16 protein-coding genes and 4 tRNA genes are annotated in these 24,165 nt (G+C 39.3%); 8 read left to right on the top strand and 12 right to left on the bottom strand.

Annotation, left to right across the window (positions count from 1 at the left end; translation table 11 throughout):
* Positions 1-2: 2 nt before the first annotated feature.
* The 8 genes from nusG to CA2015_RS12430 form a co-directional block, all read right to left on the bottom strand.
* The gene (gene nusG, locus CA2015_RS12465) at positions 3-560 is read right to left on the bottom strand and encodes a transcription termination/antitermination protein NusG (protein WP_048642213.1); all 558 of its coding nucleotides are present in this window, start codon (positions 558-560) and stop codon (positions 3-5) included.
* 17 nt (positions 561-577) lie between these two features.
* On the bottom strand, positions 578-766 hold the full coding sequence (secE, locus tag CA2015_RS12460; RefSeq protein ID WP_048642212.1) for a preprotein translocase subunit SecE: 189 nt from the start codon (positions 764-766) through the stop codon (positions 578-580).
* 124 nt (positions 767-890) lie between these two features.
* Positions 891-961 (bottom strand) — tRNA-Trp (locus CA2015_RS12455).
* 114 nt (positions 962-1,075) lie between these two features.
* A complete protein-coding gene (gene tuf, locus CA2015_RS12450; RefSeq protein WP_048642211.1) occupies positions 1,076-2,263 on the bottom strand; it encodes an elongation factor Tu in 1,188 nt (395 codons plus the stop codon).
* Positions 2,264-2,322: 59 nt separating this feature from the next.
* Positions 2,323-2,394: transfer RNA gene (locus CA2015_RS12445), tRNA-Thr, on the bottom strand.
* A gap of 34 nt (positions 2,395-2,428) precedes the next feature.
* A tRNA-Gly gene (locus CA2015_RS12440) sits at positions 2,429-2,501 on the bottom strand.
* A gap of 146 nt (positions 2,502-2,647) precedes the next feature.
* Positions 2,648-2,733, bottom strand: a tRNA-Tyr gene (locus CA2015_RS12435).
* Positions 2,734-2,892: 159 nt separating this feature from the next.
* Entirely contained in the window at positions 2,893-5,502 is a 2,610-nt protein-coding gene (locus tag CA2015_RS12430) for a M1 family metallopeptidase (protein WP_048642210.1), read from the bottom strand.
* 492 nt (positions 5,503-5,994) lie between these two features.
* On the opposite strand from CA2015_RS12430, the gene CA2015_RS12425 reads away from it, so the two are divergent.
* From CA2015_RS12425 to CA2015_RS12385, 8 genes are all read left to right on the top strand, one after another.
* Positions 5,995-7,542: an ArnT family glycosyltransferase gene (locus tag CA2015_RS12425; RefSeq protein ID WP_048642209.1), complete on the top strand. Its 1,548-nt coding sequence runs from the start codon at positions 5,995-5,997 to the stop codon at positions 7,540-7,542.
* A gap of 482 nt (positions 7,543-8,024) precedes the next feature.
* A complete protein-coding gene (pyrH, locus tag CA2015_RS12415) occupies positions 8,025-8,735 on the top strand; it encodes a UMP kinase (RefSeq protein WP_048642207.1) in 711 nt (236 codons plus the stop codon).
* An 8-nt stretch (positions 8,736-8,743) separates the two neighbouring features.
* Entirely contained in the window at positions 8,744-9,304 is a 561-nt protein-coding gene (gene frr, locus CA2015_RS12410) for a ribosome recycling factor (protein WP_048642206.1), read from the top strand.
* A 1,272-nt stretch (positions 9,305-10,576) separates the two neighbouring features.
* A complete protein-coding gene (locus CA2015_RS12405; RefSeq protein ID WP_048642205.1) occupies positions 10,577-13,753 on the top strand; it encodes a SusC/RagA family TonB-linked outer membrane protein in 3,177 nt (1,058 codons plus the stop codon).
* Between the two features lie 20 nt (positions 13,754-13,773).
* A complete protein-coding gene (locus tag CA2015_RS12400; protein WP_048642204.1) occupies positions 13,774-15,633 on the top strand; it encodes a RagB/SusD family nutrient uptake outer membrane protein in 1,860 nt (619 codons plus the stop codon).
* A 341-nt stretch (positions 15,634-15,974) separates the two neighbouring features.
* Positions 15,975-19,298: a VCBS repeat-containing protein gene (locus CA2015_RS12395; RefSeq protein ID WP_048642203.1), complete on the top strand. Its 3,324-nt coding sequence runs from the start codon at positions 15,975-15,977 to the stop codon at positions 19,296-19,298.
* A gap of 11 nt (positions 19,299-19,309) precedes the next feature.
* Positions 19,310-20,647, top strand: a complete 1,338-nt coding sequence (locus tag CA2015_RS12390; protein ID WP_048642202.1) for a vanadium-dependent haloperoxidase — start codon at positions 19,310-19,312, stop codon at positions 20,645-20,647.
* Between the two features lie 39 nt (positions 20,648-20,686).
* Complete coding sequence (locus tag CA2015_RS12385) at positions 20,687-22,048, top strand: vanadium-dependent haloperoxidase (RefSeq protein WP_048642201.1); 1,362 nt, start codon at positions 20,687-20,689, stop codon at positions 22,046-22,048.
* A gap of 16 nt (positions 22,049-22,064) precedes the next feature.
* Here CA2015_RS12385 and nadD read toward each other — a convergent pair whose 3' ends face one another.
* Genes nadD through CA2015_RS12365 form a run of 4 tightly spaced genes read right to left on the bottom strand, consistent with a single transcriptional unit; the run spans position 22,065 to position 24,101 of the window.
* Entirely contained in the window at positions 22,065-22,631 is a 567-nt protein-coding gene (nadD, locus tag CA2015_RS12380; protein ID WP_048642200.1) for a nicotinate (nicotinamide) nucleotide adenylyltransferase, read from the bottom strand.
* Between the two features lie 5 nt (positions 22,632-22,636).
* Positions 22,637-23,209 carry a guanylate kinase gene (gene gmk / locus CA2015_RS12375; protein WP_048642199.1) on the bottom strand — a complete coding sequence of 191 codons (573 nt, stop codon included), beginning with the start codon at positions 23,207-23,209 and terminating at the stop codon, positions 22,637-22,639.
* 5 nt (positions 23,210-23,214) lie between these two features.
* Positions 23,215-23,487: an anti-sigma factor gene (locus tag CA2015_RS12370; RefSeq protein ID WP_048642198.1), complete on the bottom strand. Its 273-nt coding sequence runs from the start codon at positions 23,485-23,487 to the stop codon at positions 23,215-23,217.
* A gap of 23 nt (positions 23,488-23,510) precedes the next feature.
* A complete protein-coding gene (locus CA2015_RS12365) occupies positions 23,511-24,101 on the bottom strand; it encodes a sigma-70 family RNA polymerase sigma factor (RefSeq protein WP_020888676.1) in 591 nt (196 codons plus the stop codon).
* Positions 24,102-24,165: the final 64 nt, after the last annotated feature.

Here is a 24,165-nt window from a genome sequence, read left to right as displayed (position 1 = left end):
TCCTAATCTAGTTTTTCTACTTGAATAAAGTTTAATTCAACAGGAGTATTCCGACCAAAGATCTTAACCATAACGTTAAGTTTCTTCTTGTCATCAAATACTTCTTCAATCATTCCCGAGAATCCACTAAAGGGACCGTCCATTACTTTAACAGTCTCTCCAACTATAAATGGTGTATCCAGTTTTTCTGCAAACTCATCAATCTCTTCAACTCGTCCTAAGATTCTGTTGATTTCTGATTGACGTAATGGCTCAGGGGTTTTGGAAGCCCCCCCTTGGTTTGACCCTAAAAAACCGATTACTCCCGGTATACTCGTAATTACGTGATTGGCTTCTCCATGTCCGAGATCCGCATTGACCAATACATATCCTGGAAAGAAATTTCTTTCCCTGACACGCTTTTTGCCATTGCGCATTTCATATACTTTCTCAGAAGGTATTAAGACTTCAGGAATATAATCCTCCAACTTTTGTCGGGCAATTTCATTGTCCAAATAAGTCTTTGCTTTTTTTTCCTGACCTGCCACTACCCTGAGCACGTACCAATTGTGATCTGCCATCCCGTTATTTAATATTCTTAGAATAAATCATAAAACCATGTCATGATATTTTCGAAAGTCAAATCGATAAGACCGATGACCAATGCGAAAATTAATGAAGCCACCAATACCAAAACAGCACTGTTTTGAAGTGTAGAGTATTTAGGCCATGTGACCTTATTCCTCATTTCATCAATGGACTCAATTACAAAATTTTTAACATTCATCCTTGTAAAATTTGTTTTTCAAAAGCTCCTTTCACCCTATAAAGATTAATCAAACTCTTGATTATAACATGTAAAGATTCGGCTTCCTTGCCTTACTCTTCATGGTTTTATCTTCCTTAGATTGCACGGGCGGAGAGATTCGAACTCCCATCAACGGTTTTGGAGACCGCTATTCTGCCATTGAACTACGCCCGTGAGTATTACGTACCTCAAATAAGGAACGCAAAAGTAGTGAATCTATCCCTAAGAAACAAATGCGATCCCGAAAAATTCAAGATCGCATTTGTAATAAGGTCTATCAATAAATGATTAGTCCAGTATTTCAGTTACTTGACCCGCACCTACAGTTCTACCACCTTCTCTGATGGCAAATCTTAGTCCTTTTTCCAAAGCGACTGGGTTGATCAATTCAACTTTTATAGTGATGTTATCACCTGGCATTACCATTTCAACATTCTCAGGAAGAGTAATCTCTCCTGTAACGTCAGTAGTTCTTAAGTAAAACTGAGGTCTGTACCTGTTAAAGAATGGAGTATGTCTTCCTCCTTCTTCTTTGGAAAGAACATAAACCTCTGCATTGAAAAGCGAGTGAGGTTTTACTGAACCAGGCTTACAGATGATCATTCCTCTTCTGATTTGGCTCTTCTCAATACCTCTTAGCAACAAACCAACGTTGTCACCAGCTTCTCCTCTATCTAGGATCTTACGGAACATCTCTACACCAGTAACGGTAGATTTTAGTCCTTCAGCTCCCATACCTATGATATCAACTGCCTCACCTGAATTGACAACTCCTCTTTCAATTCTTCCGGTTGCTACAGTACCTCTACCTGTGATAGAGAATACATCTTCAACTGGCATCAAGAAGTCTTTATCAACTGCTCTTTCAGGAAGTGGAATGTGTGAATCCACAGCTGCCATCAATTCCATTACAGTATCTTCCCATTTGGCTTCACCGTTAAGTGCACCAAGAGCAGAACCTGCAATTACAGGAATATTGTCTCCATCAAACTCATAGAAAGAAAGAAGTTCTCTAACTTCCATTTCTACTAATTCAAGTAATTCGGGGTCATCCACCAAATCTACTTTGTTCATGAATACTACCAAAGCCGGTACACCTACCTGACGGGCAAGAAGAATGTGCTCTCTGGTTTGTGGCATTGGACCATCAGTGGCTGCAACTACAAGAATTGCACCGTCCATCTGAGCAGCACCAGTTACCATGTTTTTAACGTAGTCAGCGTGACCTGGACAATCAACGTGGGCATAATGTCTTGCCTCCGTTTGATATTCTACGTGAGAGGTGTTAATTGTAATACCTCTTTCCTTTTCTTCCGGCGCGTTATCGATGGAAGCAAAGTCTCTTAATTCAGAAAGACCCTTTCTGGCCAATACAGTGGTAATGGCAGCAGTCAAAGTAGTCTTACCATGATCGACGTGACCAATCGTACCTATGTTTACGTGTGGTTTGGAACGGTCAAAGGTTGCTTTTGCCATGCGTGAAAATCCTCTGTTTAGTTAAAGATTAAATTTCGTTAAAATTGATAAATGTTCAGAGCCAACGACGGGATTTGAACCCGTGACCTCTTCCTTACCAAGGAAGCACTCTACCCCTGAGCTACGTCGGCTTTTTACATCCAGTTATGCCTTTAATAAGCATAGAGCGGGAGACGAGGCTCGAACCCGCGACCTGCAGCTTGGAAGGCTGCCGCTCTACCAACTGAGCTACTCCCGCTTATTAATTAATTTGCCAATTTTTCAATTGGCCCACAAATTCTTTATTTAATTTTTAGAATCCAAAAATTTCCAGCTTTATAACAAAAAAATTGTTCTAAACCAGAATATTTTGTGCCCTATTCTCGGCAATTCCCGTTAAGAAATTGGTGGGGGAAACAGGATTCGAACCTGTGAAGACATAAGTCAACGGATTTACAGTCCGTCCCAGTTGGCCGCTTTGGTATTCCCCCAAAAACTCAATAAATGTTACTCCCGAATTCTTCTTTTAGATTTCTTTGTTGTCGTAACGGATGGCAAAATTATACCCTTTTGTTAAACATTCAAAATATTCTAAAAAAAAATCTTAGCTTTTTTTCAAAAAGAAAAGTATCTCACTAATCATCAGCATTTTAATTATTTTCTAAATATGGAGAAATATAATACTCCTGGTATTGTCGAATCATTTCATCCTCCTCAGCAGCCTGAATTGACTTGACAAGCGTTAAGACACCTGCCTCATCAATAAACCCAAACAAGGACTGAAATGCGGCCAGCCTTACATAATTCTGTTTATGACCAGATGCAAGCTCACCTAAGGTGGAAATCGCCTGAGCAGTGGACACCCCTTCTACACTAGCGAAAAAGTCCCCGTAATAACCCAGAAAATAATACAAAGACTCCCCATCCAGCTTATCCAACTTCTCTTGCATCCATACTGCTTCTACTGCTATTTTCTCCCTAGTTAAATAATCTGCCAAGGGAGCTATGATTCGTATGTTCTCCTCTTCTTTCAACCTTTGGTACAGCTCCCTTTTCTCCGACACATTGTCCTCAATATCCAAATAAGCAGTCAAAGCTGCACCGGCAACCTGATAAGATGGGGCATTAATCAACCTGTAAAACAATTGCTCAAACTTACCACTGTTCATCCCCGCCAAGGCCTCAATAGCAGCTGCCCTCACTGCATTATTAGGGTCTTCCTCAGCCATTTTAAGCACTTTCTGTTCCAATTGTAGTACTTCCCCCGCCTCTGCTTCCAAGCGATTTAGACGATGCAAGGCCAGTTCCCTTACCACTGAAAAAGAATCCTCCAAGGCTGCCTGCATGGTAGCTAAGAAATCTAGCTCATCACTGTAATTACTGGTTAAACTATCCAAAGCTTCTACCCTCGACAAGCCCGAGGTAGACCAGCGGAACTGCTCCTTCATTAATTCCCCTCCACGGCGCTCCTCTCTCGTGCTTAAAATTTCACTAAACTCATCAAAAAGCACCAAGTCTGTACCCGGCCCATTCTCCAAAGTAAATTGCTGCATGGCGCGATCCATGGTATAACTTTGCTCTATTCGTTTCCCTTCTTTGTAAATACTTACTTTAAACGGGATTTGAAATACTGGAAACCTGGAAACATCCTGAAGCTGTTCTAATGTCAGTTTAACATTGTCAGGTTGTGAGTAATCCCAACTGACTTTCAATTGTGGATGACCTGCAGAAAGAAACCATTGGTTAAAAAACCAGTTTAAGTCCTTACCTGAAACTTTTTCTAAAGCCAGCCGAAGTTGGTGTACCTCTACACTATTGAATGCATTGTCTTTCAAATAAATCCTTAACCCTTCAAAAAACACCTCATCCCCCAGTAATTTCCTTAACATATGCAGTACCCGACCACCTTTGGCATAGGTGTGACTGTCAAACATGTCCTCACTGTCTTCGTGATAAAAGCGAATCAAATCGACCTGCTTTTCCTCCGCTTCACCCATGTATTGTTCTATGGCATTAAAATGATGCATATCTGCATGGTCCCGCCCTTCTTTATGCTCAAGCCACAAGTATTCAGAATAATCAGCAAAGGCTTCATTCATGGCCAAATTAGCCCATGACTCGGTGGTAACATAATTGCCAAACCATTGATGAAAAAGCTCATGGGCGATGATATAATCCCACTCGCTATCCAATGCCTCTCTTTCATTCAGGTTAAGGGCTTCCATGAAAATAGAAAGGGTGGTATTCTCCATGGCTCCAGAAACAAAGTCCCTGACAACCACCTGATCATATTTCTGCCAGGGAAATGGCATTTGAAGCAATGAAGAAAAGAAACTTATCATTTCAGGGGTGTTCTCAAATACTTTCTTTGCACCTTCCTCGTATATTGGTTCAACAAAATAACGCAATGCCAAACCATCAATACTATCCTCAATGACTGCAAATTCTCCCACAACAAGGGCTGACAAATAGGGTGCATGAGGTAAATTCATCTGCCAATGGTCTGTTCTTGTGCCATCAGCATTTGTTTGACTGTCTACCTTATTCCCATTGCTAAGACTTATGTATTGGTCTGGTACCTTAATGAAAAAATCATGGGTTTGTCGCTCATTGGGACTGTCAATGGTTGGAAACCACTTGGAACTATGCACTGTCTCTCCCTGCGTCCAAATCTGTACGGGCTTGTCTTTTTCCTCTCCCTCTGGATTGATAAAGTACAATCCTTTGGTGTCCGTAATGGCTGCACTGCCCGCTTTTCCTCCCCTTTCTGGAAATGCAGTATAGGCAATAGCAACTTGAAGGGTATCGTATCGGTTCACTTGCTCCGGTAAAAGCAAAATCAATTTCTCTTGATCATACTTATAAGTTAAAGGAATTTCTTCCGCTCCTATAAGAATGCTGGTATTGTGTATATCAAAATCTTTAGCATCCAAAACCAACACATCCTGAGGATAGGCATATGGTTTTAAGGTCAGTAAAGCCTCTCCATTTACAGTTTGCGAGGAATAATCAAATTTAACTTTTAACTGGGTATGCAATAAGTCGAAGTCCCTATTATTACTAGCTTGGTACCCTTTAATTTTCGCCTCTTTTTCTCTAATTAATCTTTCCCGAGCTGAATTATCAGATGTTTTTGTGCTATCCACCGACTCAATTGGGGCGACATCCACTGCATCTCCTCTGGTCGATACTGTTTTACATGAAGTAAAGATGAGCGAAAGAGCCAGATAATAACCTGTAGTTCTAAAGATAATTGGCATGAATATTTTGCAATTTGATGGTAAAAAAGGGTTTGCCAATGCCCTACCTCTAGTTTTTAAACCCATACAGCAAGACAATTTGGTTACTTGTCAAAAGTAAAGAAAGGATTAAAATTAAACCAAGCATTTCGTTTATATAATCTTTCCCGTCCTCAAATGTTTTTCGCTAACGTCAGAACCTTGAAAATAGTATTATTGGATTGAATCCGAATAGGGCAATAGAATTCGGACTAATCAGACTTCCACTAATTCAATTATAAGCAACCTACTAGTTATAAACAATATGATTAGAGAAGGCATTGAAAACCCATCAAACTGAAATTGACTTTCTTCATCCCTCCCAAATTCATCTGGGATGGGCTAATTGAGGTTTTTGTTCGATCTATTGTAATAGCATTTAACTCAAATTCAAAAGGTTAAATAAAAACAATCTCAATAAAGAAAGGAATTGCATAGCCCGTAATTTTAGATTTTTTCAACTATTTTTATGAAATGCGCCAACCATCAGTAAATACTAAAACATGGGTTTTGGGTAGTTTTATACTACTGAAGTTTTTATTGCAATATTTTCTGATAAGCCCTGTATACGAATTACACCGTGATGAATTCCTTTACCTGGACCAAGGGCATCACCTAGCTTGGGGCTATCTTTCCGTTCCTCCAGCTACTTCATGGTTTTCTTCAATCATTATTTTTCTGGGCAATGCTGTATTTTGGGTGAAATTTATTCCAGCATTGTTTGGGGCATTGACCATGCTGCTGGTTTGGAAGGCTATTGAAGAACTTAAAGGCGATTTATTTGCATTGACTCTTGGCGCTACATGTGTATTGTTTTCCTCTTTACTTAGAATAAACACTTTGTATCAACCGAATTCTTTAGACATCTTGTGTTGGACAACCCTTTATTTTATTCTCATAAAATACTTCAATACTCAAAACGCTAAATTCCTTTATTACGCGGCAGTGATTTTCGCTTTAGGTTTTTTGAACAAATACAATATCGTTTTTCTTGTGCTCGGTATTTTTCCAGCCCTACTATTGACTCCGCAACGAAAAATACTATTAAGAAAGGATTTGTATTATGCGATTGCATTGGCCTTGTTACTAATAAGTCCCAACTTAATATGGCAATTCTTTAATGATCTTCCAGTTGTTTGGCACATGAAAGAGCTGGCAGAAAAACATCTAGTCCATGTTGACAGGCTTGATTTTCTTAAATCACAATTTCTATTTTTTGCAGGCTCCTTAGTGGTGATTGTTTCTGGATTATATGCCCTTTATTTTCATCCGCCCTACCATAAATTCAAAGTGTATTTTTGGTCTTTCTTTTTTACACTTCTCCTCTTTCTATCCCTAAAAGCCAAGGATTATTACGCTATAGGCCTTTATCCTATATACATTTCCTTTGGATCAGTCTACTTATCTGGCTTGTTAAAAAACAATTGGAAATATTCCCTCAGGCCAATAATCATAATGATTCCTTTATTGGTTTTTATCCCTTTTTATAATATTTCATTCCCGAATAAGACGCCTGCCTATATTTTAAGTCAAGCAGACAGCTATAAAAAATCAGGAATGCTTCGTTGGGAAGATGGCCAAAACCATGACTTACCTCAAGACTTTGCCGACATGCTTGGTTGGAAGGAGCTTGCTAGTAAAGTGGATGCCATTTACGAGAAAATAGCGTCAACTTCCTCATATCAAACGCTAGTTCTCTGTGATAACTATGGTCAAGCAGGAGCAATAAATTATTACAGTAAACATTCCATCAAAGCCGTTTCTTTTCATGCAGATTACATCAATTGGTTTGATTTTGATCAGCAATACAAACATTTGATAAGGGTTAAAACTTTCGAGGAGAAGGACAGTGAACTGGAAAAAACTGTCCCCTATTTTTCAAATGGTGAATTGTCGGACTCCATTTCAAATCCGTATGCAAGAGAATTCAAAACGATGATTTACACCTTTAGAGACTCCAAGATTGATGTTAATAAGCGGATAAAGCAGGAAATTGAAACTATTAAAAACAAGAAAAAATAAATGGCTTGAATTCCTATTGTAAACCAATACAGCGGACAGGCTATTTCGGACTGGGTTTGTCCCTTCCCTCAAATTCCCTTGTTGAATTCTTGCAACAGGCAATGGTAATTATCCAAGATTTTAGCTTTATCCTAAGGAAATTTAAGCTGCCATTTACTTCTCGCTTGGAAGAAACTGGTTTTTTGGAATTATTCTAAACAAAGTGCTCCGATTACTTAATTCGACATCATAACGGGTATTCAATTGTTGTTTTTATTTATTTTAATCCATTTTCTCCTAACTTAGTCGCTTAAACAAAAATATTCTTCAAAGCGAAAACTTTAGACCAAAGCACAAAATTCGCATGATTTGTGCCATTTTTACCCTTAAGATTTAGTATTCTAAAAACAAGGATTTATATTTGTCGGGCTTATTGAGATCAATAAATTTTTAATAGTCCTAATCAAGGCCTTTCACTAGTAAAACAGAAAATAATTCGCAAGATGAAATACAAACGAATACTCCTTAAGCTTAGCGGTGAAGCCCTGATGGGAGACAATAGCTATGGCATTGACTCAAAGAGACTTCAAGAATATGCAACCCAAATCAAAAGCGTTCATGACCTTGGCGTAGAAATCGCCATAGTAATTGGAGGTGGAAATATCTTTAGAGGTGTACAAGCCGGCAAGGTAGGTATAGACAGGGTTCAAGGTGATTACATGGGCATGCTTGCTACCCTTATCAACGCAATGGCATTACAAAGTTCTCTTGAGCAAAATGGCATGTACACACGTCTAATGTCAGGGATCAAAGTAGAAAGTGTCTGCGAGCCTTTTATTAGGAGGAGAGCAATTCGCCATTTGGAAAAAGGGAGAATCGTTATTTTTGGTGCAGGTATAGGTAACCCTTACTTTACTACCGATTCTACAGCCAGTCTTAGAGCAATTGAAATTGAAGCAGAGGTAGTACTGAAAGGCACTCGTGTAGATGGTGTATACACAGCAGATCCTGAAAAAGATGCTACAGCAACCAGGTATACCAATATTACTTTTCAGGAGGTTTACGAGAAAAACCTGAATGTTATGGACATGACTGCCTTTACCCTTTGTCAAGAGAACAACCTTCCAATTATCGTTTTTGATATGAACAAAAAGGACAACCTTTTGGACCTGATTAACGGTAAAGAAGTAGGAACATTGATTACATCTAAATAAAATAACCCATGGAAGAGATCCAGCTATACTTAGAAGAGGCAAAATCACTAATGGATAAATCGGTAAAACATACTGTGGCCGAATTGGTGAAAATCAGAGCCGGAAAAGCAATGCCTAATTTTTTGGACGGAATTATGGTATCCTATTATGGCAATCCTACTCCGCTTCAACAAGTAGCTTCAATAACCACTCCTGATGCCAGAACCCTGGCCATCAAACCATGGGAGCAAAAGTTGATTCCTGAAATAGAAAAAGCCATCATCAATTCAGACTTAGGCCTAAATCCTCAAAACAATGGAGAAATGGTTTTATTGACCGTGCCACCACTTACTGAGGAACGAAGAAAAACACTGGTAAAACAGGTTAAGAATGAATGCGAAAATGGTAAAATAAGCATCAGAACCATTAGAAAAGACACCAATGTAGGTTTGAAAAAGCTTCAGAAAGAAGGCGCATCAGAAGATGAGGTCAAGAGAGCTGAAGACACTGTTCAAAAAATGACGGACCAACATTCCACTAAAATAGATGAGCTTTTTAGTAAAAAGGAAGAAGAGATCATGAAAATCTAATAGCCTGACAACAGGATAAAAACCTAAGCCCTGCATTTTCAAAATGTCAGGGCTTTTTATTTTTTAATCGCTTTCGAATTCTATCCCTTACAATTTTTTTCTCTATAAGGGAAAACAGTATTCTATTTTAATCCGCAATAATCATCCGTCTTTCTAATACATTATGGGATCTCATCTTGAACCCGAAATATGCAATAGACATTCTATTACGTGCTGAAATCGCTTTAAACTCAGCCACTTCGTTGCTGTTTTCAATTTCACCATAGTGGTGCTATGCTAAAATCTCCAAACAGCCTGATTGTGTCTCGATTGAAACACTTCCCGTAAACACGGGACAGGCTTCACCCCTGACTATTATCAGGACGGAGAAATCCTATTACATAATCCGAGTTGAATAAAGAAATCTTATCATAGGGTTTTTCTTTAAAAAGAAGGGGATTCTATTTTTAAAATATTTCAATGAGCTTTGATTGCTCTTTAAAGAAATTGCCTTAACAAAGCTTGAACCAGAGGATTAATAATTTGAGCCCAAAGGCCTATTTGAATTGGTTGACCAATAAATACAGCTTGACAAGAAAAGAATTGATCATTTGGAAAAGCAGGAGCTGCAAGATGGAAAAATTCCTTTCGGGATTTTAGATAAGCTTAAAAAGAAATAAAGAACAGGCAGCCATAAGCCGACTATTCTTTTCTGTATTAAACCTTATAAGGCAAATATAAGCAAATAGCAGGAGATAAAAAACCTGACCAATAGGCTCTGAAAGCACATCCAATAAACCTACTGTTAGAAGGCTTAGCTAATAAACAAAGTGTTTATTTGACAATTAATAAATTGAAATAGTAAAACAAAGCCAAACCCAATTTCAAATAAATCAAAATTTAAGCGCAATCACATAGGAACTCTTGTGATATACGATAGAATTTATTGTTCAGCAGACGTACTTTTTGGTAACAGAAACCTAAAAACAAAGCTAATTTACCTTTCAAACCATAAATAAACCTTAATCAGCATTTAGCTCTTACTTTTATTATATTTTATCACAGAATCCCTATTTATAGTTTTAATAATTTTTTGGTCATTATAATACAGATAAAATATTTAATTAACAGTATTTTTAACACTTCAATAGAATAATCGTGCAATATTAACATTAAGAAATACCAGCTAAAAACGCAGCTACAGCATCCTATTGTTTATATTAAAAATTACCATCAACTTTAAAGTGTCGATTTAACATTAACATAATTATTTTTAACCTAACTAAATAAAGAATGCAAAACTATTTACCCAAAACAAAATTGTTTTTGCTAGGTCTGGCCTTGCTTTTAGCAAGCAGCCTAACATTGCATGCCCAATCCAGGGAAGTGACAGGGACAGTCATTTCAGGAGAGGATGACCTCCCTTTACCGGGTGTGTCAGTATTGGTAAAAGGTACCGTAAGAGGTGCTGTTACTGATATTGATGGCAAATATTCTATCTCACTTCAAGAAAGCGATCAAACAATCGTTTATTCTTTCGTTGGTTTTGAAAGTCAAGAAGTGACGGTAAATAACCAAAGTACGATTGACATCACCCTACAACCAGACATGCAGTCATTGAGTGAAGTAATTGTAGTTGGGTATGGCGAACAGAAAAAAGAAACCATAACAGGCTCCGTAGCCACTGTTAAGGGTGCTGATCTGGTAAAATCACCCGCCATGAATCTTTCTAACTCAATCGCAGGTAGAATGTCTGGGGTAATTGCTGTCAATAGAAGTGGTGAACCAGGCTATGACGGTGCTGGAATTAGAATTCGTGGATCCAACACCCTTGGAAACAACGACGCACTGATTGTGATTGATGGTATTCCCGCTAGAGCTGGTGGTATTGACCGATTAAACCCTAATGACATTGAGACCATCTCCGTTTTGAAGGATGCCTCGGCAGCCATTTACGGTGCAAGGGCAGCGAATGGTGTTATTCTGGTTACAACCAAAAGAGGTAAAGAAGGCAAACCAGAACTTACTTACCAGTTCAATCAGGGTTTTGCTCAACCTACCACTATACCTAAATTGTCTGATGCCGCACAATACGGCGAAATGTTAAATGACCTGAATGTTTATGAATTACCTACCAACGAATGGCGAGCTGCTACAGACGCCTATCGGTCTACTGGCACTTATTTAACACAGGGTGGACAGGAAAGAACTGCCCCATTTAGTCCAGAAGCATTGGCTTTGCATAGGGCAGGTACTGACCCATGGAACTACCCCAATACTGACTGGTATGGTGAAACTTTAAAAACATGGTCTCCTCAAACAAGGCACAACCTTCAACTGAATGGTGGTTCCGAAGGTTTGAGATACATGGCTTCATTGGGTTACCAAAATCAGGATGCCTATTATAAAAACTCCGCGACAGGGTTTAAGCAATATGACATGCGAATCAACCTTGATGCAAAGATCAATGAATACATCGATCTGCAAATAGGAGTATTGGCACGTCAAGAATACCGTTTCTTCCCTACAAGAGGAGCAGGAGCTATTTTCAGAATGCAAATGAGGGGAAAACCACATGAGCCAGCTTACTGGCCTGACGGCAGACCTGGTCCAGATATTGAAAACGGTGAAAACCCAGTAGTGATCACTACCAATGCCACTGGTTATGACAGAGATACCAGAAACTATTTCCAAACCAACGGTGCATTGAACATTAAAATACCTGGAATAGAAGGGTTGAAATTTCAAGGAACTGCAGCAGTTGACAACCTTAGCAGATTACAGAAAAGATGGGAAACCCCTTGGACGCTGTACCAAAGAGGCAATGGTTTTGAGGCAGATGGAGTAACTCCTATCTTGGTTCCAAGTCAAAGGGGACCTGCTGAGCCTAGATTAAGACAAACCAACATTAATCAGCTAAACATACTATTAGGTGGTTTGCTTACTTACGAAAAGAAAATTGGAGACCATGGCTTCAATGCATTGGCCGGTGTCAACAAAGAAACCGTAGAAGGCAATGACTTCTTTGCCTACAGAAGGTACTTTATTTCACCTGCCATTGATCAGATGTTTGCCGGTGGAGACTCTGAAAAAGACAACGGAGGTGGTGCTTTCACCAGAGGTCGTTTAAATTACTTCGGTAGGGTAGCCTATAACTACCAAGAAAAATACCTTTTTGAATTTCTTTGGAGATATGACGGCTCTTACATTTTCCCTGAAGCCTCTAGATTCGGTTTCTTTCCAGGCGTAATGGCTGGTTGGGTAGTATCTGAAGAAAGCTTTTGGAAAAACAATATTTCAGCCATGGATTTCTTTAAAGTCAGAGGTTCTTGGGGACAAATGGGTAATGACCAAATCTATTACGATGGATCCTTACAGGAATACCAATTCCTAGCCACTTATGGTTTCAGAAGTCAGATATTAGAAAATACAGAAGCCAAAACCTTGTACGAAACAAGGGTTCCAAACAATGCCATTACTTGGGAGGTAGCAAACAATTCTAATATTGGTATAGAAGGCCAAATGTATCAAGGCAAAGTTTTCTTTGAATTCGATTATTTCTATAACAAGCGTACCAATATCCTTTGGAGAAAGAACGCTTCAGTACCTCAGTCAAGTGGATTAGCTTCTTTATTGCCTGCTGAGAATATCGGAGAAGTAGAAAACAAAGGTTTTGATCTAAACATTGGTTACAGAGGACAAAAAGGAGACCTCTCCTATAGCATCAGTGCCAATGGTGGTTATGCCAAAAACAAGATCCTATTCTGGGATGAGCCTCCAGGAGCACCGGCATGGCAGCTTTCTACCGGAAAGCCAATGAACACTCCAAACCCAGTTTACTTGTATGATGGAGTATTCCCTAACCAAGCCGCTATAGATGCAGAAACTTTAGATTATTCTGATATTACCAACAACCTTCGTCCAGGCGATATGAAGTTTGTAGATTATGATGGTGATGGTTCTATCACTCCTCTAGACAGGGTAAGACTTGATAAAAACAATATCCCAAGGTTTCAGGGCGGTGTCAATATTAACGCCTCTTACAAAAACTTTGACTTAGCAATTTTGTTTCAAGGAGCAGCCGGGGCAATTGCACAGGTAAGCCTTGGAGAATCAGGAAACATTGGTAATTATCTGTTAGAATTTTATGAAAACAGGTGGACCATAGACAATGAGAGTACTGAATATCCTAGAATTGCCAACAGAAGTGACCAGTATTATTCCAATGGAAATGATTTTTGGTACAGAAGCTCAGACTATATTCGATTGAAGAACTTCGAAATAGGCTATACTGTTCCTCAGCAATTTGGAGAAAGGTTTGGCATCAGCAATTTAAGGTTCTATGCCAATGGACTAAATCTCGTTACTTGGGATAAATTAAAAGTCTATGATCCTGAATCTGACAACGCTACAGGACAATATTACCCTCAAGCAAGAGTAATCAACGCAGGTCTGTCTGTAACATTCTAAATCCTAAAACATTGAATATGATGAAAAATATAAAATATCTAGGGTTGGCATTAACGATCTCTTTTCTCAATTTTTCTTGCGATGAAGAGTTTTTAAATGCACCGCCCCAAGGAGAAGTTTCTGAATCTGCCGTATGGACAGATCCAGGGCTTGCAGAAGCGTTTGTGACTGACCTTTACCGAGGTTTAGGTCAGGGCGGATTTAGCGAGCAAGCATTGGCCTCATTAACCGATGAAGCCATTTTCACCCATCCAGGTAGAAATATCACCACAGTAACTGAAGCAAGATCTAATCCACAAGAACCAGGTTGGATGGATTACACGAGGAACTGGCCCGACTTATACAGTAATTTAAGAGCGACCAACATCGCCATCGACAACCTTACCAGCCCTTCTTTTTCTAATGATGGAGGTATAGCAGATCGATTACTAGGTGAAGCTCACTTTATGAGGGCCTACTTTCACCACCAATTATTAAGGAACTTTGGAGGTATACCGATTGCCAACAAAACCTTTACATTGGAGGAGGAAACTTACGAACTTCCGAGAAACAGCTATGAAGAGGTGGTAGATTTTATCGTCGCTGACCTAGACAAAGCGGCTACTTTATTGGCAGGAAAAGACCTCACCAGAGGTAGGGCCAATGAAATTGCAGCGCTTGCCTTGAAATCAAGGGTATTGATTTATGCAGCATCTGACTTGCATGACATGGCAGCAGCTTCTTCAAAATCCTCAGTTATTTCAGCTTACCAGAATAAGGAACTGATTGGCTACACAAGTGGTAGCCAGACAGAGAGATACCAACAGGCAGCAGCAGCGGCCAAAGCGGTACTTGACAAAACTAGTGGAAACATGCTTGATTTGTCAGCGCCTTTGCCTCGGGAAGAAGCCATACAGACCTATATGAACAATTCACTTTCAAGGAATGGTGGAGAGAATGAAATGATCTTCGGAAGGTATTTCTTGGCTCAAAAGCCAGAAACTGGTGGACGTCATGGTCTCCACAATGGCCCTAATGGATACAATAACTGGGCAGGAAACACGCCTGTACAGCTACTAATCGATGACTATCAAATGATGGATGGTTCTGACTTTGACTGGGCTGATGATGAGCATGCAAGTGCGCCTTATGAAGGCCGTGAACCTAGATTCTACGCTACCTTCCTTTACGAAGGAGCTCCTTGGAAGCCACGTTCTTCTGCCAATCAGGCAAGGGATCCACTGGGACAAATCCAAACAGGAACCTACGAGGTAGTTAATAGCGAAGGTCAAAAAGTTACTCACTTTGGCCTTGACACCAGAAACAGTCCCATTGAAGATTGGAATGGTAGTTATACAGGCTATTATATCCGTAAATTTATTGAGCCAGATCCAAATTTCGTAGACCAGAATACCTGGCAAGAAATTCCTTGGCCAAACATTAGATTTACCGAGGTTGTATTTAACTATGCGGAAGCCAACATTGCCCTTGGCAATGACGAAGAAGCGAGAATGTGGTTAAATAAAATCAGATTTAGAGCAGGCCTACCGGCTCTGACCGCTTCAGGTGAAGAATTAATGGAAGCTCTTATCGATGAAAAACGAAAAGAGATGGTCAATGAAGAACAGCGTTACTATGATGCAAGACGCTGGATGATTGCACCAGAAACCCTGGGAAGACAACCTAATGGAATCAATATAGTTGGCACACTAAAATCCGGGAAAAATGTTGAAATTTACAGTTACAATACTGAAAATTACGATTATTCCTATGAGGTGATCGACATAGATCCAGGTAAGGAAAACCGACTCTGGTTGGATAAAATGTATTTTATGCCAATTAACTTTGATGAAATGCAGCGGAACAGAGAACTTATCCAAAACCCAGGATACGAAGATTAAAACTTTCTAATTTAAACAATATAAAAGAGCGGTCACTTGATCGCTCTTTTTTTGATTATCTTAAAATCAAAAATCAGGATTACTAATAATCCTCCAACCTTAATTTAGGCAGAAAAGCTACTCATAAAAAAAGACAGGCTCAGATCCTTTCCTATTGTGATTAATCCCGGATTATGTATGTCTATTGCATATTTCGGGTTAATACAAGCCTTACCCCCATTAACAATTAGAAATGGGTATTTAAGCTTGAATTATAAATCTAAATTTAACAGATAAGCCCAGCCTTTATAAGGAGAAGCTGTCAAAACTCATTATATTTGTCTCTCCATCTTATCATCCCTATGTCCAATATTCTACGCAGTAAAATACAGTTTATTCTCCCTCTATTGGTATTGATTGGCTGTCAAAAGGTATCCATTGAAACGAATGAATTAAAGCAATTTACGCTTTTAACCCCTCAGGAATCTGGGGTGATGTTTGAGAATACACTTACTGAGGGATTGAACACTAACATACTCATGTATGAATATTTTTATAATGGCGGAGGAGTAGCTGTTGGGGATCTTAATGGGGATGGATTGGAGGACCTGTATTTTTCTGGAAATATGGTTGAAAATCGGCTCTACCTCAACAAAGGAAACATGCAATTTGAGGACATTACAGCTCAGGCAGGGTTGGCCACCAGAGCTGCTCCCTGGAAAACAGGAACAGCCATGGCTGATGTAAATGGGGATGGCCTTTTGGATATCTATGTTTGCTATTCGGGCAGCTTACCACCTGAAAAAAGAAGAAATGAACTTTACATCAACCAGGGGAATAATGAAAACAATTTGCCTTCTTTTAAAGAAATGGCATCCCATTATGGGGTAGATAGTGAGGCCACAAGTACTCAGGCCAGTTTCTTTGACTATGACAATGATGGCGATCTGGACCTTTTTCTACTTAACCACAATCCTAAATCGCTACCCGTGTTGGATGAAGCCAATACCACAGAAATTTTGAGAAAAACAGACCCCGCCGGCCCTCAACTTTTCAGAAATGATGGAGAAATTTTTACAGAGGTTACAGAAAAGGCGGGAATTTTAAAGGTGGCTTTATCCTATGGCCTAGGAGCCGGAATAGCAGACATCAATGGTGATGGCTGGCAAGACATTTATATCAGTAATGATTATACAGTTCCTGACTATTTGTATCTTAATAATGGTGACGGAACCTTTACAAACAATATTGACAATGCTTTGGGACATATTTCTCACTTTTCTATGGGAAATGACATTGCAGACATTAACAACGATGGCCATGCAGACATTTTCACTTTAGATATGTTACCTGAAGACAATAAAAGGCAAAAGCTTTTAATGGCTCCAGACAACTACGAAAAATTTGAGTTCGGTCTAAAAATGGGTTTTCATCACCAATACATGCGCAACATGTTGCACATTAACAATGGCAATGGGGATTTTAGTGAAGTTGGACAAATGGCAGGCGTATCAAATACAGACTGGAGCTGGTCTGCCTTGTTTGCTGATTTTGACAATGATGGATTAAAAGATTTATTCGTCACCAATGGTTATGCCAGAGATTACACCAATCAGGACTTCCTGAAATTCATGGCCGATTACCTAAAAAACAATAAAAACGGACTTAGAAGGGAGAACATCCTAGATTTAGTCCATCAAATGCCCTCTTCAGATCTGCATAACTACATCTACAAAAACCTAAACGGCTGGCAGTTTGAAGAAAAAGTGGAAGCCTGGGGCTTCGATCAAAAAATAAACACGAATGGCGCAGCATACGCTGACCTGGACAACGACGGAGATCTGGACCTGATAACCAATAACGTCAATCATCCAGCTTCTATTTATAGAAACAACGCGGATAGCCTTGCCAGTAAAAATTATTTAAAGGTAGATTTAAAAGGTGACCGTAAAAACAGCTTTGGCATAGGCGCAAGAATACGTATTTATACCAATGGTGAATTGCAACAGCAGGAGCAAATGCCTGTCAGAGGCTACCAATCTTCCGTGAGTCCAACCCTACATTTTGGCTTAGGAACAACTAACAGTATAGATTCTTTGGAAATTCTATGGACAGGTGGTCAAGTAGAGCGCCTACAAAACATTAAAGCAAACCAAACCCTCACCCTCGCTCAGCAAAATGCGGATGACAAAGTATATAAGCAGGAAAAGACACTAACTTTGTTAGCTGAAATCCCTTCCCCTATTGACTATAAACCCATTTCGAAATCAACCAATGATTTCAAAAGGCAGCCACTAATGGTAAACCCAATATCTTTCTCGGGGCCGGTGATGGTCAAGGCTGACATCAATAATGATGGCTTGGAGGACATTTTTATCGGAGGACAAGCCGGCGAATCAGGCCGATTGTGGATGCAACAGCAGAAAGGTGTTTTCAAAGAAAAGAAAACACCAGCCTTTGAAACTGACCGAGATCACCAAGACACCGATGCCATATGGGCTGATTTTAACGGAGATGGAAACATTGATTTGTATGTGGCTAGTGGAGGGTATGGGGATTTCCTCCCAACAGACGAACGCCTACAGGACAGATTATATCTAAGTGACGGAAAGGGGAACTTGACCAGAAATAAAGAAGCCCTTCCAACAATGCTTAACAGCACCGGGACAGTAGCCCTTAATGACCTTAACAATGATGGCTTTCCGGATTTATTTGTAGGTAGTAGAGTGATTCCAGGCCGCTACCCTGAAATTCCAAAAAGTTACCTCCTAATAAATAATGGAAAAGGCCTTTTTCAGGATAAGACGGAGCAATGGAGCAAAGACCTTAGGAGTCTTGGTCTGATTACCGATGCAGAATGGGTAGATTTGAATGGAAACGGCAATGCAGAATTGATTGTAACCGGAGAATGGTTACCTCTTACCGTATTTGAAAATGATGGTCAAAACCTTCACAATGTCAGTGCAGACTATTTTAAACAAGAATATAGTGGCTGGTGGAATAGTCTCCACATCTCAGACCTGAATTCAGACGGCAGACCAGATATTATAGTCGGCAACCAAGGCTTAAATAGCCAAGTGAAAGTTAGTCCCGAGGAACCTGCGGAAATGCATTACAAAGATTTTGATAATAATGGAGCAATAGATCCCATTTTGAGTTTTTACATTCAGGGAAAAACTTATCCTTTCCTTACAAGAGATGAGCTTCTGGATCAAATCTCCATGATCCGTACCCGTTTTACGGATTATGAAACTTATGCTGAAGCTGGATTAGAAAATATTTTCAGCAAAGAGGAATTGGAAAATGCAGGATACTTCAAGGCAACCTTATTAGAGACAAGCCTTTTTCTTAACAATAAAGAAGGATTTCAAAAAACTATCCTACCTTCGGAAGCTCAAATATCTCCTGTATTTGCCATAGAAAGCTTGGACATTAACAAGGATGGTCATTTGGATTTGATTCTGACAGGAAATATTTCCAATGCCCGTCTCCGCTTTGGTAAATATGATGCCAACCATGGCCTGGTATTCTTAGGCGATGGCAAAGGCAGTTTTGAATACCTCCCTCAACGGTTTTCAGGTTTAGATTTAAAAGGAGATGTTCGAAGTATTTTAGCAATTGATGACCTACTCCTATTTGGCATGAATCAAAAAACGATAAAAGCTTACCAAGCGGGGCAAAATTAAACATACTTCAAATGAATTCCTTAAATACATACATTACATTTGTTTTCGTCCTAACAGGCTTGCTGGCATTAAATTCCTGCCAAGGGCCTCTACCCAAACAGGAAATTCCTGCTAAAAGCATCGCATCGATCACTGAGAAAATGACTGAATTGATGGTTCACGACATCACCAACCCTCCCTTAGCAGCAAGGTTTTATGGATATGCTTGTCTTTCTGGCTACGAAACCATTGCAAGTAAGAATAAAGATTACCCATCATTTGCTGGGCTTTTAAATGAACTTCCTCTAATAACAATCCCTGAAAAAGAAAGCCCTTCCATAGAAATAAGCGCACTATTTGCCATGCTTCAAACGGCAGCTGCCATGCAACCTTCTGGATCTGAGCTAGAGTCATTAAAGCAATCCATCTCTGATTCATGTACAGTATGGGGCTATTCAAAAGAAGAGATTTCTGCTGCAGAACAATATGCAACAGAAATCAGTGAACAAATCTTAAACTATGCGCAGAAAGACAAATACCGGGATATAAGCAATTACCCTAGGTATCAACCTTCAGAAGGAGAAGGAAATTGGTACCCTACCCCACCTGGATATTTTGCCCCGGTAGAGCCCTATTTTAATACGATCAGGCCATTTACCTTAAAAGCGGCCGACCAGTTCAAGCCCTTACCCCCAGTACCATTTTCTACAGATCCTAACTCGGAATTTTATGCTTTGATGCAGGAGGTTTATTCTCTAGAAATGAACCAAGTACAACGAGAAATCGCAGGGTTCTGGGATTGCAATCCATTCGCTCTGGAGGAAACAGGACACCTTATGGTAGGAATCAAACAGATCTCCCCTGGCGGGCATTGGATGGGCATCACCGCAATTGCTTGCCAGCAATCAAACTTGGATTTTTATGAAACTTTAAAAATCAACTCTCTGGTAGCTATCGGCTTAATGGATGGATTTATTAGTTGTTGGGATGAAAAGTACAGGAGTGACAGGATAAGACCTGAAACAGCCATCCGCAAGTACATAGACCCCAACTACCGGCCCATGCTTCAAACACCACCTTTTCCAGAATACCTTAGCGGACATTCGACCATATCAACCACTTCAGCTGTCATTCTCACTCACTTTTTTGGTGAAAATTACAAGTATACAGATACTGTAGAGGAACAATACGGTTTGGGCAGTAGAAGTTACACCTCATTTATGCATGCATCGGAAGAGGCAAGCATCTCCAGATTATATGGAGGCATACACTATATGGACGCCATCACCAGGGGGCAGGATCAAGGCAAGGAAGTCGGCAATTGGGTCATTAGCAGCTATGAGAAACACATAGAAAATTCGAATAATTAATAAATAAGTAATAAAATCACTTTTATCATCATTACAATTATGGCATCATTAAATACAAAACCTTTTTTAAAAACCCGCCTTTTAGGGCTGGGTTTTGTGTTCCTATTTTTACTGGGTTCATGTAATAAAAGTGACAACTATAAAAAGCTTTTGACGGAAAGTTATTACCTGATTGAAGCCAATGAAAGTTTGACAGAAACACTGGTTCATGATATTTTCTCACCACCGGTAGCGAGTCGGGTTTATGCCTACCCTTCTATAGCTGCCTACGAAACGGCTGCACTTGAAGCCCCTGATCAATACAATTCTCTAATGGGGCAAATGAATGGTTCAAAACCACTTTCAATAAACCCCTCCAACTATTCAGAGGCAAACTTTCAACTAGCAAGTTTAGCTGCCTATTACAAGATTGCCATTCAATTAACATTCTCAGAGCAATTCCTTACAGGTCAGCGAGATGCCTTGTATAAAGAATTAAAAGATGCCGGGATGCCAGAAAAAGAATTTCAGGCTTCAATAGAATTAGGCGATGCTGTAGCAGATGAAATCATGGCTTACGCTTCAGAAGACAATTACCACCAAAGCCGTTCTTTTGGGAAATATAATGTAAAAAATGACTTAGGAACTTGGAAACCTACCCCTCCTGCCTATATAGAGGCCATAGAACCACATTGGAATAAAATAAGGCCATTTTTCCTTGACTCTGCAAGCCAATTTGCACCCGATGCACCGCCGGCATTTGACACTATTCCATCAAGCACCTTTTACATTGATGCCAAAGCGGTAATGGATGCTCGGATAAATATAAATTCGGAAGAAGAAGAAATCGCTTTCTTTTGGGATTGTAATCCTTATAAAATGAATGTGAAAGGTCATGTAATGTTTGCCGAAAAGAAAATCACTCCTGGAGGCCACTGGATGGGTATTGCAGGGATTGCAGTGAAAAACAAAGGTTTAGATTGGAAAGGAGTGGCTGAAACCATGGTGACTACCTCTATTTACCTATTTGATGGTTTTATCTCTTGTTGGGATGAAAAATACCGAAGCTCACTGATTAGGCCAGAAACCTATATTAACCTTTATATGGACAAAAATTGGTTACCATTATTACAAACCCCTCCATTCCCCGAATACACTAGTGGGCATAGCGTAGTGTCTAGTGCTGCTGCCGAGGCTTTGACAAGATTATTAGGTGAACCTTTTCATTTTGTTGATTCCACAGAAATAAAATTTGGACTTGGGGTAAGAGAATTTGACTCTTTCCGCATTGCCTCAGAGGAGGCGGCTATCAGTCGTTTTTATGGAGGAATTCATTATCTTCCAGCCATTGACAATGGGGTAAAGCAAGGAAAAGGAGTAGCCAATTTGATCAATCAAAAAATAAAGACCAGAAAAGAATAAGTTTTAATACAAGAATTTAAATGAAGAATTTTTTATCCCGTATATAATCCATTACATGCGGGTGTAGCAAGTATTTAACGGAGCCACCTTTACTTATTGTTTTGCGGATAAATGTCGCAGATATATCTAGTAGAGGTGCCTCCACAAATTCAATATTTTTATGGTCTACCGATTTGTTTTTTCCCGGACGGGGGTAAACGTAAATCTTGTATTGGTTTAGTAACTCCTCACTGTTCTTCCACTTGTGAAAATGATTCAGGTTATCTCCTCCCAGAATAAGAGAAAATTCATGAGAAGGATATTGCTCGGAAAGGTAAGTAAGGGTGTCAATGGTATAACTAGGCCTAGGCATATGAAATTCCACATCCTTTACTTTAAATTTAAAATGATCGGCTGTGGCAAGCTCCACCATCTTGAGTCTATCAAACTCATGTAACAGGGACCTGCTTGATTTCAATGGATTTTGTGGAGACACAATAAACCAAACCTCATCCAAGTCTGTTTGATCCTGCATGGTATCAGCAATGATCAGATGACCAACATGAATTGGATTAAATGATCCAAAATACAACCCTACTTTCAAAACGGCTATTTATTTATAAAATCCTTTACCAATTTTTCAGCTTCTTTGAAAGAGCGCTCCAAGTCTTCATTGACAAGGACAACGTCGAATTCTTTTTCAAACCCCATTTCAAATTTGGCTTTATAAATCCTCCTGGAAAGACTTTCTTCAGATTCTGTCCCTCTGTCACGCAGCCTTTGGGCCAAATCCTCCATAGAAGGGACTTTTACGAAAATGGAAAGGGCTTTGTCTCCAAAATAATTTTTAAGATTTATTCCTCCCTTTACATCAACATCAAAAATCACATGCCTTCCTTGGGCCCAAATTCTATCAATTTCTTCTTTTAGGGTTCCATAGAAGTTGCCTGCATAGACTTCTTCCCATTCAATAAAGGCATTCTGATTGATCTTTTCTCTAAATTCATCGGGTGATAAAAAGTAGTAGTCTTTACCATTCTCCTCTTCCCTTCCTCGCTTGTCTCTGGTACAAGCCGAAATAGAAAAACCAAGAAGTGGCTCATACTCTAACAGATGCTTTACTATAGTTGTTTTACCAGATCCGGAGGGAGCTGAAAAAATAATTACTTTTCCCTGAGACATATACCTTATTTTAATTCCTGAATTTTCTGCCTGATGGTGGCTGCCAATTCAGAGGGAACCATCTGCTTGGTACACTTATTTTGCAAAATCTCTTTGATAACTTTTTCCAAATGGTAATGCTCAAAACAAGGTTGACATTTTGCTAATTTTTCATTTAGCATCTCCTTTGAACCAACCGCTCCCTCTCCATCCAAAATGCTTTCTAATAGTTCAAAGCATTTATTTTCATCGCTACAGTTTTGCTTTCTTTCGCTGGATGTGTTTAGATTCTTGTCCATTTTAAGTATTTTCGATGCTATTTTTATTCTTCTTCAGTATCATAACCCATATTTTCAGCATAAGAACGAAGTTTATCCTTTAAAAGGTTCCTTGCCCTATGAAGTCTTGATCTGACAGTACCTATAGGGATGTCCAATATCTTTGCCATCTCTTCATAAGTAAACCCTTCCAAATCGCAAAGTATAATCACCGTCCTGAAATCTACAGCAAGACTATTGAGCGCATTTGATATCTCATCGCCCAACATGTCCTTGACTGCATCCACTCTCAGATCAGAGGTCATACTATAGTCAACATTATCAGAGTTATAATAAGTTTCCACCTCCTGATAATCTACCTTAGCGGGTTGCTTACTCTTCTTCCGATATTCATTGATAAAGCTATTTTTCAATATTCTAAATAGCCAAGCTTTCGCATTGGTCCCTTTCTCAAAAGAATTAATAAACCTATAAGCCTTAAGGTAGGTATCCTGTACCAAATCTTTGGCATCATCCTCATCAAAAGTCAACCTGTACGCAAAATTGTACATAGAGTCTATATGAGGCATGAATTCATGGTCAAATATGTTATTTTTATCTTTATCAGAATATTTTTTTCTTTGTACTTCGGACATAGACCATAAAATTACTAATTGGGTTTATTTATAACTAATTTTCCTCAAGAAAGTCGCTATTATT

The sequence above is a fragment of the Cyclobacterium amurskyense genome (assembly GCF_001050135.1).
Classification (GTDB): Bacteria; Bacteroidota; Bacteroidia; order Cytophagales; family Cyclobacteriaceae; genus Cyclobacterium; species Cyclobacterium amurskyense.
Note: the sequence above shows the minus strand (reverse complement) of the source record. Positions and strands in the feature narration are given on the sequence as shown.

Coding starts and splice junctions, on each gene's coding strand:
- CA2015_RS12365 (WP_020888676.1), bottom strand. CDS start 24,101: ATGTCCGAAGTACAAAGAAAAAAATATTCTGATAAAGATAAAAATAAC.
- CA2015_RS12370 (WP_048642198.1), bottom strand. CDS start 23,487: ATGGACAAGAATCTAAACACATCCAGCGAAAGAAAGCAAAACTGTAGC.
- pyrH (WP_048642207.1), top strand. CDS start 8,025: ATGAAATACAAACGAATACTCCTTAAGCTTAGCGGTGAAGCCCTGATG.
- CA2015_RS12405 (WP_048642205.1), top strand. CDS start 10,577: ATGCAAAACTATTTACCCAAAACAAAATTGTTTTTGCTAGGTCTGGCC.
- tuf (WP_048642211.1), bottom strand. CDS start 2,263: ATGGCAAAAGCAACCTTTGACCGTTCCAAACCACACGTAAACATAGGT.
- CA2015_RS12400 (WP_048642204.1), top strand. CDS start 13,774: ATGAAAAATATAAAATATCTAGGGTTGGCATTAACGATCTCTTTTCTC.
- frr (WP_048642206.1), top strand. CDS start 8,744: ATGGAAGAGATCCAGCTATACTTAGAAGAGGCAAAATCACTAATGGAT.
- CA2015_RS12385 (WP_048642201.1), top strand. CDS start 20,687: ATGGCATCATTAAATACAAAACCTTTTTTAAAAACCCGCCTTTTAGGG.
- CA2015_RS12395 (WP_048642203.1), top strand. CDS start 15,975: ATGTCCAATATTCTACGCAGTAAAATACAGTTTATTCTCCCTCTATTG.
- CA2015_RS12390 (WP_048642202.1), top strand. CDS start 19,310: ATGAATTCCTTAAATACATACATTACATTTGTTTTCGTCCTAACAGGC.
- CA2015_RS12425 (WP_048642209.1), top strand. CDS start 5,995: ATGCGCCAACCATCAGTAAATACTAAAACATGGGTTTTGGGTAGTTTT.
- CA2015_RS12430 (WP_048642210.1), bottom strand. CDS start 5,502: ATGCCAATTATCTTTAGAACTACAGGTTATTATCTGGCTCTTTCGCTC.
- gmk (WP_048642199.1), bottom strand. CDS start 23,209: ATGTCTCAGGGAAAAGTAATTATTTTTTCAGCTCCCTCCGGATCTGGT.
- secE (WP_048642212.1), bottom strand. CDS start 766: ATGAATGTTAAAAATTTTGTAATTGAGTCCATTGATGAAATGAGGAAT.
- nusG (WP_048642213.1), bottom strand. CDS start 560: ATGGCAGATCACAATTGGTACGTGCTCAGGGTAGTGGCAGGTCAGGAA.